Here is a 13,405-nt window from a genome sequence, read left to right as displayed (position 1 = left end):
GATCTATTTTCTCGGCTTCTCTGAGGGCCCAGCGCTATTCCTTGAGCCGGACGAGCAAACGGCCATCCTCAACCCGGATATAATCCACACCCGCTGCAAAGGATTGCCAGAATCCCGGGTTGGCGCCGAACTCGTTAACCAGGTCCACATTCTTGAGGTTACCCAGCCAGACATTCGGAATGGGTACGCCCATGAGGCTGACGCCCTTTAACTTAACCAGGGGGCGACCGTTGGCAAAGGAGAGTTCCACACCGGCATTGACTCGTAGGGTTCTGCCGCCGAGTACAGGGAAGTCCTTGTCAAGAGGCACCAGAAGGACGGCGCTCAGCAGGTCGTCTGAAAGGTCGACTGCGAGTCTCTGAGCCAGATCAGTGTTATTGGCGAGCATACCGTTGAGTTCCCGCTCGCTAAAGCGTACTTCCCGACTGGCGCCTTCCTCACTGTAGGGTACCGGCTGCAACCGGCGGCCGGATTCGCCGCCTCGGTTGTCTCACGCATTGCCAATGTCACCTGATTGCAGTTTGAATTCCGTCCTCTAGGTCCGTGGGGCGGTCGGCTCCTCTCCCACCACCGTCAAACCTTCACGGAAGGTTGTTACGCGAAACTTCGGAAAGCGCTTTTTGAATTTGTCAGACACGAAAATGTTGTCCACCTCGTAGCGAGGTAACAGTTCCGCCGCATCCCGGACTTGCTGATTCAGTAAACCGGCCAACTTCAGCTGCCAGCGCTTGAGTATCTTGTATTGGCTGTCGGTATGGAAGATCTCACTCGCTAGCTGAATAAACTGTCGGTAGGTCAGGCGCTGGTCATCGCAGGGCAGATGCCAGGTTTGTCCATAGGCGTCGGGCGTATTGCCCAACAGCGCCATGGCCCTGCTGGCGTCCGGCGTGTAGATCAGGCTTCGTAGCGTATCGTCGCGAAGAAAGACGGTAGGCTTCTTGCCGGCTTTCAGCTTGTTGAGGATCGTCGCGTTGGTGATGCTTTGGGTTTTCCCGGGGCCGTAGAACTCCGGGGCGCGGCAGATCACGGCATCGACTCGACCCTCGTCCATCGCCTGGATCAGTTCTCTGACGATCGCCTCGCGCACTTTGCCTTTATCCCCATTGGGCTGAAACGGCGTCTCTTCGGTCTGCGGCGTAGCCGTTTGCGGATACATGTAGGTATTATCGAAAAACACGAGCTTGGCATTGTGACTCTCACAGGCATTGAGGATGTTGCGCATCAGGATCGGCCATTGCTCAACCCAGAGCTGGGTGTCCATTGGCAAACCCACGGTCACGTAGACAATGCTTGAGCCCTCAACCGCCCGCAAGGCGTCATCGGCATTCAGCAGGTCGGCGCTGATCAGTTGGTCGGTGTCGTTCACTTTCTGCGGCTGTCGACTGACCAGCCGTATGTCACTGGTAAAGTCGCGTTTCAGGCTGCGCGCCAGTTCCCGCCCGATCTGCCCGCTGGCACCGAGGATGGTTTGCATAGGTTTGGTTCCTGGGGTTGCTCAGGCGCAGTTTATACGGGGGGGATGATTATCCCAACCGTAGGAGGCTTTTGGATGAGCCAGACACCTTTCGGGCATTGGCAGGCAGTCACCACATAAGGTCATTGAGCGCTAAACGGATCACAAATCAATGGCTCGTGGAAAGTTTCGGCAGCTTCACGTGGAAGAGGGACTTGATTTTGGCTTTGAGTGACACTGCCATCTGCGCGATGTACTCGCTTCGTTCCTGCGCCGCTAGCCTTTTGTAGTAAGCAATGTCGATAGTGCCGTGTTCATTCAGTTTCGGTGCTTGATAATCCATGGTGCTGTGTCCTGGTTCGATAAGTGAGTATCTTTTACAGGGCTTATGGTAATGAGTGCGAGCCTCTTGAAAAAGCGATCCTTTCTCATCAGACTGATGAATTAATCTCACCAGTCGAGCGAAGTCATGCGCCACCTGCCACCCCTGAATGCGCTTCGGGTATTTGAATCAGCCGCAAGACACCGCAGCTTTGCCGCAGCCGGCAAGGAACTTTTCGTGACGTCATCCGCGGTCAGTCATCAGGTGAAGACACTTGAAGAATATTTGGGGCTTTCACTGTTTGATCGAAGCAGGCGAACGGTGACGTTGACCGCTGAAGGCGAGCAATACCTCTCATCTGTCAGGCATGCGTTCGATGAGATTGAAATGGCCACCCAACGACTGACCGCGAACCAGGAATCCAACGTGGTCAAGATCAGTGTTGCCCCCAATTTCCTGACCCGTTGGCTGATGCCACGCATGGCTCGATTCCAGGCCCTGTACCCGGATATTGAGCTGGAAATTAACGCGTCCATGGGACTGCTGGATTTCGACCGCACCAGTACCGATATGGCGGTCTATTTCGGGAATGGTGAATGGGACGATATTGAAGTGCATTTCCTGCGCAAAGTTATGCTGGTTCCGGTGTGTAGCCCGCAGTTACTGGACGGTGAGCTGCCGCTGGAAAAGCCTGAAGACCTGGCCAAACACACTCTGATCTATGTCAGCAAACGGAAGTGGGAGTGGGAGAACTGGCTGCAACAATCAGGCGTGGATTTTATATCCGCCCGGGGCAGCCTACAGATGTCCAGCGGGCAACTTGCCACGGCGGCGGCCCAGGAGGGCCTGGGAGTAGCGCTGGCTGATAGCACCCTGACGTCCCGTGAGATTAAATCGGGGAAGTTGGTGGTGCCTTTCGACATCCAGTTGGATACAAATCGGGCCTTCTATCTGGTCTACCGCAAGCAACGTCCGCTGACCATCGGAATGAAAGCCTTCAAGGAGTGGCTGATGAGCGAGATGTAGGGAGCCTGCGATTCGCTCGATGCGCATAAGCACCTCCTCCCGGGCGGGAACCGTCATGAGACCAATTTAGTTCACCAATGTGTGAATAGACAGCGGTGTCGGCGGGCGCGAGGGCTTGAATCAATCCGACTCATGAGGACGTAGCGGTGATCGATATTTGCTCGGAAGAGGCCTTGTCGGATCTGTTGCAGTCGAACCCGGCGGTGCTTGTGCTCTTTGGCGGCCCGCACTGCGGTGTCTGCCAGGCCCTCAAGCCTCAACTGGAAAAGCTCGTGAGTGATGAGTTCCCGAAACTGACCACGGCGTACATTGATTGCCAGGAAGCTGCCACGGCAGTATGCGCGGCTCGTGGTATCTTTTCTCTGCCGGTAGTCCAGTTGTGGTTTGGCGGACAGCGATTTGCGGAATTCGTGAGGGTGTTTTCGATGGGTGAGGTGCGCTCAGCTCTCGAGCGGCCTTATCGGCTCATGGACGGATAGATCTGTTGTTGATGGATCTAACGGCATAGACTTGGCGAACGGCATCTACCGGGTGTTCATGTGGCACCCACACAACAAGCGCAGCGGCAGGCCCCTATCATGCATGTGGATAAAGCAAAGAAACGTATTGCGAAGCAGGTTAAGAAGGGCTTTCACGGGTATCCGTTGGTTTCGCTGGAGTACTTCGGCAAAACGCCGGATTCGGCGACGCAGGTCGTTATTTCATTTACCGAGGAAGAGGGCGGGGAGCCCCAGCAGCAAACGTTTGTGAGTGGCGGTGACGCCCGGGAAGACGAAACGATTCAGTCCACCCTCCTCAAAATCATTGAGCGGGCCGATGCCAAAACGGTGACGGAGGTCGACGGTATTTCCAGTCTCGGTGAAAACTGACGCTCAGGGTTTCTTTACCCGAAAAACGGCGGTGAGGGCTGCGGCGCTGGGCTGTTTGATGAGGCGTGAATCGGGATCGGCTCAGAGGAAGGTCCAGGCCAATACCCTCGTAATCTTATTTCCCTGCTTCATTTCTATGTCCCGACAATCAACGGCACCCAGCTTACGAATCAACTTCTTTGCGGGCTTCACATTGTCGGCCTTTGAAACCAGGCTGGTAAACCAGCGGCATTGAGTTGAATACGCCTGGCTTTCTCTTATCAGCTTTTTCAGAAACAGCTGTTCACCCCCCTTACACCAAAGCTCGGCGCCCAGCCCGCCAAAATTCAGAGAAGGGGATTGGGATTTGGCCTTTCGTTCACCACGACTGCGAGCAAGGTTATTGAGCTTGAGCCGGTTGCCCTTGATCGCTTCATCGAGCGAGGCATGGAAGGGCGGGTTGCATACGCTGACGTCAAAGAATTCCCCAGGATGAATGATCCCTTCAAACATGTGGTTTTTATCGTGCTGCGTGCGCAGCGTGAAGCGGTCTTTGAGCGTGGGGTTGTTGGCGATAATCGTGGCTACGTTCTCAAGCGACTGGGGGTTAATGTCACTGCCGATACACTGCCAGCCGTAAATCTGGCAGGCCAGTAGCGGGTAGATTCCATTTGCTCCCGTCCCTATATCGAGCAGCTTGATGCCTGGCTGTTCAAGGCCAGGCTGAAGTCCAGGCAGGTCGGCCACGTAATGGATATAGTCGGCTCTGCCCGGGATTGGAGGGCAAAGCGCACCGTCCGGGATATCCCAGTCGACAATGTTGTAATACCGGTTTAATAATGCGGCGTTGAGGGTTTTTACGGCCAATGGGTCTGCGAAATCGATGGAAAGGTTGCCATGGGCGTTCGGTTTCACATGCGGGGCGAGCGCTGGGTGGCTTTCTACCAGAGCTGGGAAGTCATAGCCCTGGTTGTGCAGATTCCGCGGGTGTAGGCCCTTGCGAGCGGGCTTTTTAGAAACCGGAACAGAGCGATGGTTTGGGGTCATAGGGAAGCCTGAAGCTGCCCTACATAAGCCGCGATGAACGCCGTTTCCTGAAAGGCCTTCAAGCCCGTCTCGGCAAACGCAATTGGCAGCGGGTTGGATGCCAGGGTGGACTTGATCAGTGCCGTGGGCAGCATGGTCACTGTTAATTCACTGCCGGTGATCAGTTGAATGGCCGCTTCCATTTTAAAGCTGATGGCCCCGCCGGCAAACTTGCCTTTTGGCATCCGCTCTTTGATCGCGACAGTGGTGACCCCGTACTGGGCGATGAAGTCCGCAAAGGCCGCCTGGAACCGCTTCAGATCTTCACGGCTGTGGTTTTTCGGCAGTGACAGTTTGCGCACCTTGCACTCCGGCAGGTTGAACTGCCCCCGGTCCATCTTCAGCAAACACACCACCGCATCGCTGCCAGTGAGCTCAACCCCGCAAACAGTCATAGCCATTACCCTCTATACCCCCGCTGTCGTCAGCCGCAGCACTTCTTGAATTTGATGCCACTGCCGCAGGGGCAGAGGTCGTTGCGGGAGGGCGATTTTGCCGTGGTGACCGTCCCTCCCTTATTCAGCAGAGCGGTGAGCTCGTTGATGGATTCCACTGCGCCCTCGCGGGTATCAACCGAAATGTTCGCGTGCAGTTTCGTCTGGGCCACCTGGGCCTCAACTTCCTGCTTGCGCGCTTCGTTAGTCACCACCAGCGTTAACGGATACTTCCTGCTGCCACTCTTTTGGCTGGCGTTGGTCTGGAAGCCGCCGTAAGCGGTGTGATGCTGCCGCGCGTCCTGCCGGCCCTTGTAGAAAAATTTATCTGACATGCTCGAATCCTGATGGGGAGAATACCCAGGCTACCGCCGGGAGGCACCTTTTAGCACGCTTGCGCGAACGGTGATATAGGCAGATATAATTTTCTGAATTGACTCGGGTGACAGGGGAAGTGCATTGAATCAGAAAGGGGTTCTCGCCACGTGGAATGACGCCAAGGGGTTTGGCTTTATTACTCCGGATGGCGGTGGTGAGCGGGTGTTTGCCCATATGAGCGGTTATGCGGGCCGGGGCCGGCCGGTTGCCAGTCGCAAGGTCTCTTACAGCCTCACGAAAGACAGCCAGGGCCGGCAGAGGGCAGGGCAGTTCCAATATGTGGGCGCGGCGAAAGTTGGCGCCAGTATGGCTCCGGGTTTCTGGTTCGCGTCGGCTGTTGTACTGGTGTTTTTCACCACTCTGGCTGGCCTTTTCCAGCAGGGCTATGTGCCGGTCTCGATCCCGGCAGCCTATGGCGGGATGAGTCTGGTGTTGTTTGTCATGTACTGGATTGATAAGCGGGCGGCGCAGCGAGGTGCCCAACGGATCGCTGAGAACACACTGCACCTGTTTGAGGTGTGCTGTGGCTGGCCCGGTGCGTTGATGGCCCAGCAGGCTTTCCGGCACAAGACGCGGAAGGGGAGCTATCGGTTCGTTTTCTGGCTGGCGGTTCTGGCCAACCTGGATGCTCTGGGATGGCTGCTGGTGACTCCCGAGGCGATGAGTTTGCGGCAACAACTGGGCTTTGATTTGTCGAAGTCTTTGCAGCCGCTTATCTGGTAGATGGGCAAAAAACCGGGACAGATCTATTGTCTGTCCCCATGGACTGCATCGTATTAACTACCAGCCAATATCGCTCGGAAACCATCGGAATCGAGAAAGTCAGATTCCAGTTTGATCAGGTTGCCGTCCTTCGACTGAAAGAAGACGAACGAGGGATCCTGCGCAGACAGAAAGTAGTAATAAGCTCTATTCGCGATTTTCCAGGTGCCCGAGTCGGTACCCTGAACAAACACGCTTTTGAAAGACTCGACGCTGGCCCGATCACAACCGTAGATTTCTTTGGCCGATAGCGTAGCCTCGAAAAACTCAGTCCACCCACAGTCACCCGCTTCGAGTGTGTTTTCGGTGCTGAAACTGATATATCGCTTGCCGACGGAATCGGAATACTTGATCAGCAGAATGTCGTTGTTTGCACCAATCGACCCCACGATGAGGGGAGAGCCGGGCACCCGAAATTTCATGCCGGCATAGGCGGCGGTGATGTCTGGGACTGTTTGTGCATATGCGGTGAGAGAGAAAAAGGCTAGAGCTATGAGCAGGGCGGTTTTCTTCATATCACAATCCTTGTTTTGCCATTTCGATTTGGGTTCGAAAATTAATCGCAACGCGGTTTCGGCAGGTTTCGTATATCTGCGTGTCGCCAGAGGCAATCCGTTTTCCAATCTTTGCGACCTGTTTAATGATGTATTTGCCGCCTGGACGGCCAGAAATGGGACGAGGAACGAAATCCATCGCTGCTGAGCAGCTTTGTGCTTCTTCCAGTGCCTCGTAGGCGATCGTAGCCATACCTTGGTTGACGGATTCAGGTGAGGTCGTTCCATCGCCCCAGAAATAGTTTATGACTGTGGATATGTGTTCGCGTTGATCAGATTCCATTTTTCCATTCCTTGTGAACATGGCCCTTCCTGGGCGGAGAAGCTGAAGATACAGCGCAGGGGTAGTTCGCGACAAGGGTGGTGGGCGTAAACGACGAATCTGCTGTGTTTGCCAGATGCCCGGGCTTACAACAAAGCCCGAACCGGATCACCAAGAGCCAGCTCACCCCCTTCAACCACCCGTGTGGTAATGCCGCCATGCCCACGCATGGCGTTGTACCCGCCTGGCCCAAGTGCTGTCTCCATCTTGCTGCAGGGGTGGCACAGGCCCGTGTATCCCAGTACCACACCACCGATCCGGAACCGTTTGCCTTTCAGGGCCAGCAGGTTCAGGCCAGAGACCACGATGTTGCGCCGGAAAACGTCGGGTTCAATGGCGTTCCGGCCCAGGCAGGAGGCAATGGCGTGCAGGTGTTCTTTCTGGATCAGGGTGACCTGTCGTTTGCTGGTGTCGCGGCCTTTGAACCGATCACCGTCCAGGCCTTTGCCCGGGGTGACGGTCACCTTCTCGAGCGTCTGCATCGGCTCACCGCGTGCCGGGCGGATGCCGATCCACTCCACGCGCCCGCGCTGGGGGAGTGTGTTGAGAAGGGCTTGAAGTGGGGTCGATTCAGGCATTGGCAAGCGCTCGCACACAGAGTCGAAACAGGTCGGCCGAGAAAAAACGGTGTTCGCCGGGTCGCTCGGCCACGAACAGTTGCCCACCGGATTCGCGGATTCCGCCTTCGATCATCAGGTTGTCGCTCATCTCGAAGTCCTCGATGGTATGGCCCAGTTGGTCCAGATCGGTTGCGCCTGTGCGTTCCCGATAGTGACGGCTGTTCAGGGTGAAACCGAAGGCGGGCTTGCCCTGGCCGATCATGTAGCCGATTTCGAAGACGGTGCCGGGGTCGGCGCTGATACCGCGAAAGGGGGTAAGGTTGGCAATGATCGCGTGGCAGCTGTCCATCAGTTCGCGGTTGGCCTGGTAGATCCGGTGGCCACGTTTTGGCTTGGGCAGGTCCTCGGAAAACGCCAGCTCGGTATCCAGCGGATCTACGCCTTCAAGCCCGGCTTCCCGGAGCAGGCGTTTTTTCTCGGCTACGATGGCCTGGTGTTCCCCGGCCGGGAAGAAGACTTCCGGGCCGGCGAGGTAGATGCGTCTGGGGTGTGCCATGGCTCAGGACAGAACCTGGCCGCCGTCTACCACCAGAGTCTGGCCGGTTATCCACCGGGCCAGGTCGGAGGCCAGGAACAGCGCCACGTCGGCGACTTCCTCCGGTGTGCCCAGACGCCCGAAGGGAATCCCGTTGCGGATGTTCTCGTAGAGTTCCGGGTTGTGCTGACGGGCCTGGTCCCAGACGCCGCCCGGAAACTCGATCGAGCCCGGGGCGATGCCGTTAACCCGTACTTTATGCGGGGCCATGGACGCCGCCAGACTGCCGGTGTAGTGGGCGACGGCGGCCTTGATAGCAGCGTAGGGCGCGGTGCGTGTCGAGGCGTGCAGGGCGGCGATGGAGGCGATGTTGATGATCGTGCCCCCGCTTTCCTTGAGCGCCGGCAGGCAGGTATGGCCGGCTCGGACCGTGCCCATCAGATCCACCTCAACGCTGCTCAGCCAGCCTTCTTCGTTGTCTTCCCGCCCGAATGCGGAGGCGCAATTGACCAGCACGTCCAGGCCGCCCAGCTCGCTCATGGCGTTCTGCAGGTAGGTTTCCAGCGAGGCCTTGTCGCCGATGTCGCAGGGGGCCACATGCAACGTCAGCCCTTCGCCTGCAGCTTCTTGTGCCAGTGCGTCCAGGGACGCCTGCCCGCGTGCGCATACAGAAACCGTGGCTCCGGCCCGGGCAAATCCCAACGCGATGGCCCGGCCAATACCCTTGCTGCCGCCAGCGACGATGACGCGCCGGCCCTGGAAGTTGAACGTCATTGCATGCTCCTGTTTTTATTCGGTTTGGTCTCGCCTATGATCGTGCCAATAGCTTGACTCTCCAGTTACTTTAACGCGAAACGTGGATAGGAACGATCCGACCCTGAAAAATGAATGCTCCCTTTAAACTGCGCCCCTACCAGCAGGAAGCGGTCGACGCCACGCTGAACCACTTCAGGAAGTCCGATGAGTCCGCCGTCATCGTGCTGCCAACCGGCGCCGGTAAAAGCCTGGTGATTGCCGAGCTGGCCCGTCTGGCTCGCCGCAGGATTCTGGTGCTGACCCACGTGAAAGAGCTGGTGGAGCAGAATCACGCGAAATACCAGAGCTATGGGTTAACGGGCGGCATCTTCTCCGCCGGGCTGAAGCGCAAGGAACACCAGCATCAGGTGACTTTCGCCAGCGTGCAGTCTGTAGCCGCGAATCTGGATCAGTTCCGGGACGACTACTCGCTGGTGATCATCGATGAGTGCCATCGGGTCAGCGGTGAGCAAACCAGTCAGTATCAACAGATCATCGAGCTGTTGCGGCAACAGAACGAGTCCCTCAAAGTGCTTGGTCTCACCGCCACGCCGTATCGGCTGGCCATGGGCTGGATCTACCGCTATCACTACCGGGGTTTTGTTCGCGGGGGTGATGAAGATCAGAGCAAGCCTTTTCGGCACTGCATCTATGAACTGCCGCTGAGCTACATGATCAACCGGGGGTATCTCACCCGGCCGGAGCTGGTGAACGCGGCGGTGGCGCAATACGATTTCTCCGCGTTGCCTCAGGACCGCTTTGGCGAATACGCCGAGAAGGACGTCAACCAGCTGCTGGGCAAGCACAAGCGGGTGACCCGGGCCATCATCGAGCAGGTGATGGAGCTGGCTGCCGACCGCAAAGGGGTGATGATTTTTGCCGCCACGGTGGATCATGCGCGGGAGATCACCGGTTATCTGCCGGAACATCAGACCGCCCTGATCACCGGCGCGACCGATCTGAAGGATCGGGACGGCCTGATCCAGCGCTTCAAGCAGCGGGAGTTGAAGTATCTGGTGAATGTGTCCGTGCTCACCACGGGCTTTGATGCGCCCCACGTGGATTTTATTGCCATTCTTCGCCCGACCCAGTCCGTCAGCCTGTATCAGCAGATTGTGGGTCGTGGTCTGCGGCTGGACGACGGCAAGCAGGATTGCCTGGTGATTGATTACGCGGGCAACCACGTGAACCTGCACCACCCGGAGGTGGGTGAGCCGAAACCGGATCCAGACAGTGAACCGGTGCAGGTGTTCTGCCCGGGCTGCGGGTTTGCCAATATCTTCTGGGGCAAGACCGACAGTGACGGCCGTGTGATTGAGCACTTCGGCCGCCGATGCCAGGGGCTGCTGGAGCCGGCGGAGGAGGATGAGGCGCGTCCTCAACAGTGCGACTACCGTTTCCGCTTCAAGGAGTGCCCCCACTGCGGTGGCGAGAATGACATCGCGGCCCGCAACTGTGGGCAGTGCCACAAAGCCATCATCGATCCCGATGATCAGCTACGGGATGCGCTGAAGCTCAAGGATGCCATGGTGATCCGTTGCGCCGGAATCACGTTGGGGGCTGATGGCAGCAAACTGAGGATCACCTATCACGGCGAGGATGGGGAGGAACTCAGCGAGTCGTTTGATTTCAGCAAGCCGGCACAGCGCACTGTCTTTAACCGGCTGTTCGGGCGTCGTTTCGCGAATGGCCAGGCCCCGAAAACCTTCAGCAAGGTGGGGGAGGTACTGGAGATGAAGGCCTTGTTGTCGCCGCCGGATTTTGTGATTGCCCGAAAGCAGAAGCACTACTGGCAGGTGCAGGAGCGGGTGTTCGATTACCAGGGCCACTATCGGAAGGCGTACGAGGGGTGAGCCCCCTGAAACGAATCGCAGCCGAGCGCCCTGAGTTCGGACGCTCGCTCCAGACAAATTTTTTCTATTTCGGATATAATGGCGGTTCGGAGTTCGTTTAAAACTCGCCAGTTAACCTGGAGAACATGATGGCTAAGAAACCCGAAAAGGCCACATTAACCTCTGCCACGATTGAGGAGCAGACTGCTGCTTTTTTAAAGTCCGGCGGCGCGGTTGAATATGTGGACAAGGGCAAAAGTGGACAATTCGCCTCTTCAGGTTCCAAGCAGATTGACCTGAAAAAGTAACGTTTCACCTCTTGAATACCAGCAGCTGGTTATTGGCGGGCATGGCGAGATTCTCGGTAAGCGTCATCCCGGCCGATTCCGCCAGAGCCCGGAGGTCGACCAGATCCCGGATGCCCATGTGGGCTGCCTGGGCTCTCAGGTGCTGATCAAAACGGCGGTTGCTGTCGCTGGAGTATTCGCCCTGGTTGTTGAAGGGGCCGTACAGGCAAAACGCACCGTCTTTCGGCAGGCGCTCCCCGATCCCATGGAACATCTGTTCGACGTCATTCCAGGACATGATGTGCGCGGTATTGGCGGAGAAGGCCCATTGGAAGGTGTCGACCGGCCAGCGGGCATCGCTGACGTCCAGCTCGACGACCGGCAGGATGTTGGGCAGGGCGGCCTGCTCCAGCCGGGCACGGCACAGATGCACCGCGTCGGGATGGTCACTCGGTTGCCACTGTAGGTGGGGCATGGCCTGTGCGAAATGCACGGCGTGCTGGCCGGTAAGTGTGCCGATTTCCAGCACGGTGCCCGGTGCATTGAAGATGGCCTTCAGCTGCTCCAGGATTGGCGCCTTGTTGTTCTCGCAGGCCTGGGAGTAGGGCAGGTCGTGGGTCATCGGGTTCTTTCCTCCGACGTGGAGCGATCGCAATGGTCGCTGAAGGCGGAGGCGTTCCTGGGTGGCGAAAAGCCATATGACAGAGTGACGACGTCACCAACGCATATGGCTTTCCTTTCCCGTTCGGGCCAATGATTCTTACTGCACGTTGTAGACCTCGATAATGGTCTTGGCCAGCTCAAGATCATTGTCCTCCGCGAGCGCAAGCTGGTTCAGAGCTCGGATCGTGGTGTCTTTTTCCGAGGCTTTGATATCCAGTAACTGAAGTACGGAGTTTACCTTCTCACCGCCGCCACTTGCGAGCTGGTGGCGAAACTCTCCGCTGAACGCGATGATGATTTCCTTGATCTGTCGGGGTTTGGAAGTCGAGATTCCTGAGGGGGTGTCCGGCTTCAGGGTGACGAAGTACTGATCCGGGGAAAACTCATGAATCGCACCGGATACTCCATCTGTGGTGGAGCCCAGCAGGCCTCCTAGTACGATGTTGCCGAAGAACCACGGGTTTGTTGTGGTCGACAGCTGAGCCGTATAGGTCTTGTAGCCTTCCTTTTCAAAAGTGATGAATTGATTGGAGCCGCGGTCGACCGGGACGGTAAGTGGTGTTTTACCGAGTACCCGGCCGGAAACGGTGACCGTGGCTTCTTCTGGCTCACTATTGAACGTAAGTTTCTGGTCGGTGCCGGAGACGATTGATGCGCACCCGCTCGAAAGCAACGCGACAGCGGCCAGTACGAGAGATAGGGAATAGTTCATGATGCTTCCTTGTCTTGAAGTGGTCGTCCGGAAAAATTATTGATTCAGGGAGATGTCGCCAGGCTGGATTTTTAATTCAGAGAGTTTCTCTAGCAGGCTTTGGATATTGGCTTTTCCCGAACCCTCGTTGGCCAGTCTGAGGCGCTTGATGGCGACAAAGGCATCGCCGACAGTGGCGGTATACGGGGCAACAACGGTTTCGTTCAGGACCACGGCGCCATTATTTTTTCGGTCTGTCAGGATGTACTTCACGTGGGTTGTAACTTTAAAGTCCAGCCCGAACATGGGTTGGTCTACTTCCAGCAGGAGCGCCTCAAGCTGGTAGCGTCCATCACCGGACAGGAGTCCCTGTTTCCTCAGGCTTTGTTTAAGGGCGCCAGCGAAGGCGTCATTGTCGATCTCGGAGGTCCATGCGGGGTTCGTGTCCTCGCCTCCCGAGACGTTGGCCACATTCACGTTGCTTTGTAGGGCGGTGTCGTAGGTGTTCACCGGCCCCTCGTAAACCATGTTGCCCATTTTCGCGCCGGAAGCGCAGCCAGAGAGATAAAGCACAGCGGCCAGTACTGCAAAAATCCTTGCGTTTCGCACAGTAGATTCCTTCTTACTTATCTGATTATTTTGGGGTATTTCCGAAAATGAACGAAAGTTCATTTCGGCGCGCTATGGTAGCTGAGCATTGTTGAGCGTGCTATGAATTGGAGGACTCGGTCGCGTAAAATTTCGTGAAATTCTCTGAGAACTAGAGAGACGAGGCTAAGACCGGGGCAAATACAGGGGAGGGACACTGCAGTCAACGCCGACGCTGGCTATAATGGCGTTTTTTTATCGTCGCAGAG

20 protein-coding genes are annotated in these 13,405 nt (G+C 56.9%); 6 read left to right on the top strand and 14 right to left on the bottom strand.

Annotated elements, in window-relative coordinates; all coding sequences use genetic code 11:
- Positions 1-34: 34 nt before the first annotated feature.
- The 3 genes from MSNKSG1_RS10540 to MSNKSG1_RS19225 all read right to left on the bottom strand — a co-directional run bounded on the left by MSNKSG1_RS10540 (position 35) and on the right by MSNKSG1_RS19225 (position 1,796).
- Entirely contained in the window at positions 35-460 is a 426-nt protein-coding gene (locus tag MSNKSG1_RS10540; RefSeq protein ID WP_227497991.1) for a hypothetical protein, read from the bottom strand.
- A 75-nt stretch (positions 461-535) separates the two neighbouring features.
- A complete protein-coding gene (locus MSNKSG1_RS10535; protein ID WP_008939252.1) occupies positions 536-1,474 on the bottom strand; it encodes an NAD-dependent epimerase/dehydratase family protein in 939 nt (312 codons plus the stop codon).
- A 148-nt stretch (positions 1,475-1,622) separates the two neighbouring features.
- The gene (locus tag MSNKSG1_RS19225) at positions 1,623-1,796 is read right to left on the bottom strand and encodes an RSP_7527 family protein (RefSeq protein ID WP_160164272.1); all 174 of its coding nucleotides are present in this window, start codon (positions 1,794-1,796) and stop codon (positions 1,623-1,625) included.
- 126 nt (positions 1,797-1,922) lie between these two features.
- On the opposite strand from MSNKSG1_RS19225, the gene gcvA reads away from it, so the two are divergent.
- The 3 genes from gcvA (at position 1,923) to MSNKSG1_RS10520 (ending at position 3,670) form a co-directional block, all read left to right on the top strand.
- Positions 1,923-2,801: a transcriptional regulator GcvA gene (gcvA, locus tag MSNKSG1_RS10530; protein WP_008939251.1), complete on the top strand. Its 879-nt coding sequence runs from the start codon at positions 1,923-1,925 to the stop codon at positions 2,799-2,801.
- Positions 2,802-2,947: 146 nt separating this feature from the next.
- Entirely contained in the window at positions 2,948-3,280 is a 333-nt protein-coding gene (locus MSNKSG1_RS10525; protein ID WP_008939250.1) for a thioredoxin family protein, read from the top strand.
- 60 nt (positions 3,281-3,340) lie between these two features.
- Complete coding sequence (locus tag MSNKSG1_RS10520) at positions 3,341-3,670, top strand: hypothetical protein (RefSeq protein WP_227497990.1); 330 nt, start codon at positions 3,341-3,343, stop codon at positions 3,668-3,670.
- A gap of 81 nt (positions 3,671-3,751) precedes the next feature.
- On the opposite strand, the gene rlmF is transcribed toward MSNKSG1_RS10520, so the two are convergent.
- From rlmF to MSNKSG1_RS10505, 3 genes are read right to left on the bottom strand one after another with little or no spacing between them, the layout of a single operon-like run.
- Complete coding sequence (gene rlmF, locus MSNKSG1_RS10515) at positions 3,752-4,696, bottom strand: 23S rRNA (adenine(1618)-N(6))-methyltransferase RlmF (RefSeq protein WP_008939248.1); 945 nt, start codon at positions 4,694-4,696, stop codon at positions 3,752-3,754.
- A complete protein-coding gene (locus MSNKSG1_RS10510) occupies positions 4,693-5,130 on the bottom strand; it encodes a DUF3010 family protein (protein ID WP_008939247.1) in 438 nt (145 codons plus the stop codon). The genes rlmF and MSNKSG1_RS10510 overlap by 4 nt, the downstream gene beginning before the upstream one ends.
- A gap of 29 nt (positions 5,131-5,159) precedes the next feature.
- Complete coding sequence (locus MSNKSG1_RS10505; protein ID WP_008939246.1) at positions 5,160-5,504, bottom strand: PBPRA1643 family SWIM/SEC-C metal-binding motif protein; 345 nt, start codon at positions 5,502-5,504, stop codon at positions 5,160-5,162.
- 124 nt (positions 5,505-5,628) lie between these two features.
- Here MSNKSG1_RS10505 and MSNKSG1_RS10500 point away from each other — a divergent pair, with 124 nt between their 5' ends.
- On the top strand, positions 5,629-6,270 hold the full coding sequence (locus tag MSNKSG1_RS10500; RefSeq protein WP_008939245.1) for a DUF1294 domain-containing protein: 642 nt from the start codon (positions 5,629-5,631) through the stop codon (positions 6,268-6,270).
- Positions 6,271-6,323: 53 nt separating this feature from the next.
- Here the strand turns inward: MSNKSG1_RS10500 and MSNKSG1_RS10495 are convergent, their stop codons facing one another.
- The 5 genes from MSNKSG1_RS10495 to MSNKSG1_RS10475 form a co-directional block, all read right to left on the bottom strand.
- A complete protein-coding gene (locus tag MSNKSG1_RS10495; RefSeq protein WP_008939244.1) occupies positions 6,324-6,824 on the bottom strand; it encodes a hypothetical protein in 501 nt (166 codons plus the stop codon).
- 1 nt (position 6,825) lies between these two features.
- Positions 6,826-7,146 (bottom strand): hypothetical protein, encoded by a 321-nt coding sequence (locus MSNKSG1_RS10490; protein WP_008939243.1) that lies wholly within the window; start codon positions 7,144-7,146, stop codon positions 6,826-6,828.
- 125 nt (positions 7,147-7,271) lie between these two features.
- Complete coding sequence (locus MSNKSG1_RS10485; protein ID WP_040886758.1) at positions 7,272-7,763, bottom strand: MOSC domain-containing protein; 492 nt, start codon at positions 7,761-7,763, stop codon at positions 7,272-7,274.
- Positions 7,756-8,301, bottom strand: a complete 546-nt coding sequence (locus tag MSNKSG1_RS10480; protein WP_008939241.1) for a nucleoside 2-deoxyribosyltransferase — start codon at positions 8,299-8,301, stop codon at positions 7,756-7,758. The genes MSNKSG1_RS10485 and MSNKSG1_RS10480 overlap by 8 nt, the downstream gene beginning before the upstream one ends.
- A 3-nt stretch (positions 8,302-8,304) precedes the next feature.
- Positions 8,305-9,054, bottom strand: coding sequence for an SDR family NAD(P)-dependent oxidoreductase (locus MSNKSG1_RS10475; RefSeq protein ID WP_008939240.1), 750 nt, complete (start codon positions 9,052-9,054; stop codon positions 8,305-8,307).
- A gap of 110 nt (positions 9,055-9,164) precedes the next feature.
- Here MSNKSG1_RS10475 and MSNKSG1_RS10470 point away from each other — a divergent pair, with 110 nt between their 5' ends.
- Together MSNKSG1_RS10470 and MSNKSG1_RS19280 are read left to right on the top strand one after the other, a co-directional pair.
- Positions 9,165-10,928, top strand: coding sequence for a DEAD/DEAH box helicase (locus tag MSNKSG1_RS10470; RefSeq protein ID WP_008939239.1), 1,764 nt, complete (start codon positions 9,165-9,167; stop codon positions 10,926-10,928).
- 128 nt (positions 10,929-11,056) lie between these two features.
- Entirely contained in the window at positions 11,057-11,215 is a 159-nt protein-coding gene (locus MSNKSG1_RS19280) for a hypothetical protein (RefSeq protein ID WP_008939238.1), read from the top strand.
- A gap of 4 nt (positions 11,216-11,219) precedes the next feature.
- Here MSNKSG1_RS19280 and MSNKSG1_RS10465 read toward each other — a convergent pair whose 3' ends face one another.
- The 3 genes from MSNKSG1_RS10465 to MSNKSG1_RS10455 all read right to left on the bottom strand — a co-directional run bounded on the left by MSNKSG1_RS10465 (position 11,220) and on the right by MSNKSG1_RS10455 (position 13,157).
- Positions 11,220-11,816 carry a DUF938 domain-containing protein gene (locus MSNKSG1_RS10465; protein ID WP_008939237.1) on the bottom strand — a complete coding sequence of 199 codons (597 nt, stop codon included), beginning with the start codon at positions 11,814-11,816 and terminating at the stop codon, positions 11,220-11,222.
- A gap of 138 nt (positions 11,817-11,954) precedes the next feature.
- Positions 11,955-12,569, bottom strand: coding sequence for a PEGA domain-containing protein (locus MSNKSG1_RS10460; protein ID WP_008939236.1), 615 nt, complete (start codon positions 12,567-12,569; stop codon positions 11,955-11,957).
- 36 nt (positions 12,570-12,605) lie between these two features.
- Positions 12,606-13,157, bottom strand: a complete 552-nt coding sequence (locus MSNKSG1_RS10455; RefSeq protein WP_008939235.1) for a hypothetical protein — start codon at positions 13,155-13,157, stop codon at positions 12,606-12,608.
- Between the last annotated feature and the right edge of the window lie 248 nt (positions 13,158-13,405).

The sequence above is a fragment of the Marinobacter santoriniensis NKSG1 genome (assembly GCF_000347775.1).
Lineage (GTDB): Bacteria > Pseudomonadota > Gammaproteobacteria > Pseudomonadales > Oleiphilaceae > Marinobacter > Marinobacter santoriniensis.
This window is presented reverse-complemented; position numbering and strand designations above follow the sequence as displayed.